The sequence below is a fragment of the Synechococcus sp. H55.9 genome (genome assembly GCF_047462355.1).
In the GTDB taxonomy this organism is placed as follows: Bacteria; Cyanobacteriota; Cyanobacteriia; order Thermostichales; family Thermostichaceae; genus Thermostichus.
Genome location: NZ_JANSJB010000005.1, coordinates 27,272 through 29,488 on the forward strand (window position 1 = coordinate 27,272; position 2,217 = coordinate 29,488).

Consider the following 2,217-nt stretch of genomic DNA (forward strand, 5'->3'; position numbering starts at 1 on the left):
TTTTTTGACTGTAACTTTAAGGTTCAGTTGTCCTCCGACATGGCGCAAGATTTGCCCTCTCCATCGGGATCCCTGGAACAGTTGTTTGGCCGGATGCCGCCCTTGGTCGGGCTTGACAGCTCCCTTGCCGAGCTTCTCTCCCTGCTGGCGCAAAAGAATGGCTCCTGGCCCTACGCCTTGGTGGTGGACGCAGGCCGAGTGGTGGGCATTTTGACGGCTGTGGACGTGTTGCGGTGGGTGGCCAGCGACCGCTCTTGGCAGGGATCCACCCTGGCTGAGGTGATGACCACCCCGGTCGTGACCTTGGCCGTCGGCAACTACCGCGATCCCCTGGCATTGTTGGAGCTGATGCGGGCCCACGGGATCCGCCACTTGCCGGTGGTGGACGAAGCGGGATCCCTGTTGGGGGTGGTGAACCAAGATGAGCTGTGCTGGCGGCTAACCTTAGGCCCGCCGCCTTCAGTAGCAGTCTGGAGGGAGCCGTCAACGGAGAAACTGGATCTACCAGATCTACAAACCACCCTGAATTTGCGCGTTGCCATCGAACGCGCCATTCCTCTGGGCATTGCCGCCGTCGATCCACAAGGCAGACAGATCTACGTCAACGAGACCTTTGCCACGATGGTGGGCTGGCCCAAGGAGGAGCTCATCGGGAAGGATCCCCCTTTTGTCTATTGGCCCCCGGAAGAGATGGGCAAGATTACCGCCGCCTTTGCCCAGGGGCGGCCACCGCAGGGATGGGAGCTGACCTTCAGGCGCCGCAGCGGGGAACGGTTTCCAGTGCGGATTTTGGAGGCTCCCTGGCTAGATGCCCAGGGAAAGGTAATCGGCATGATCGTCAGCGTACAGGATTTGACCCCGGAAAAAGAGTTGCAAAACCAACAGCAACAACTTCAGCACTCTCTGGAATATCAGCAAGATCTGTTTCAAAGTCTCTTCGAGCAAGCCCCGGTGGGCATGGCGGTCACGGATGCGGCGGGGCACTTGCTAAAGGTGAACCAGAGCTTTTGCCAGCTCACCGGCTACACCGAGGCCGAGCTCTTGAGCATGAATTACGCCGACATAACGCATCCTGAGGATCTGCGGCAGGAGGCAATCTATGTCGAAGAAATACGAGCGGGCCGCCGCCGCGGCTACCGGATGGAAAAACGCTACATCCACAAAAGTGGCGAGATCCGGTGGGTGGATCTCTCGTCTTTTGCGGCGGAGACTCCCGAGAAACAGATTTACGGTGTCGCCTCAATTGTCGATATCAGCGAGCGCAAGCAGGCCCAGGAGCAGGTTCAATTGCAGCTCCACCAAGCCCGGCTGCTCAGCCACATCGTCCAAGGGATCCGGCAATCGTTGCAGGTGGAGTCCATCCTCAGTTTTGCTGTAGAGGAAGTTCGCCGTTTGTTGGATGTGGAGCGGGTGGTGATCTACCGCTTTTTCCCCGATTGGGTGGGCGAGATCGCCATGCAATCGGTTAGCCGGCCAGAGTTGAGCCTGCTGGGCCTGGTTATCGAAGATCATTGTTTCGTAACCCAGTGGCACCAAGCCTATCAGCAGGGCCGCATTTCCGCCATTGAAGATATCGACACTGCCCCCATCCAGCCCTGCCACCGGGAGCTGCTGGCCAGCTTAGGGGTGCGGGCCAACTTGGTGGTGCCCATCTTGCAGTCGGCTGGCCCTGAAGGCACAGACGGCGGGCTGGCCCGCCTCTGGGGGCTGTTGATTGCCCACCAGTGCAGCGCCCCCAAAAAATGGGATCCCTGGATGCCGGATTTTTTGCGACAAATTGCCGATCAACTGGGGCTGGCGCTGCAACAGGCGGAGCTGTTTGAGCAACTGCAAGCTGCCAATGCCGAGCTGCGCTACCAGGTGGAGGTGCGCAATGCCGAGCTGGCCCAGCGGGTAAGGTACGAGCAAATGCTGCGGCTCATTGGCGACAAGGTGCGCTCCAGCCTGGACGAACAGGAGATCTTGGCCACCGTGGTGCGGGAGCTGACCCAGGCTTTCCAACTGGGCGCCTGCGGTGTGGCCCTCATCCATCCGGAAACCCAGACCTACACGCTGGTCTACGAAGCGGCGGGATCCCTGCCCCCTATAGGCCAGGTTACCCTGCCCTTGGATCCCGTTCTTTTGCGCCAGCTTCGCCAAGGCCAGACCCTCTACTTCAGCACGGATCACCCGCTGCGGGGGCGCTGCACCTTACTCGCCTGCCCCCTGTTTGTGGAA

The 2,217-nt window shown here is 60.0% G+C and carries 1 protein-coding gene; it reads left to right on the forward strand.

Translation table 11 applies throughout. From position 1 onward, the window contains the following. Positions 1-27: 27 nt before the first annotated feature. On the forward strand, positions 28-2,217 hold a 2,190-nt coding region (locus NW857_RS01420), incomplete at its 3' end, for a PAS domain S-box protein (RefSeq protein WP_414367768.1).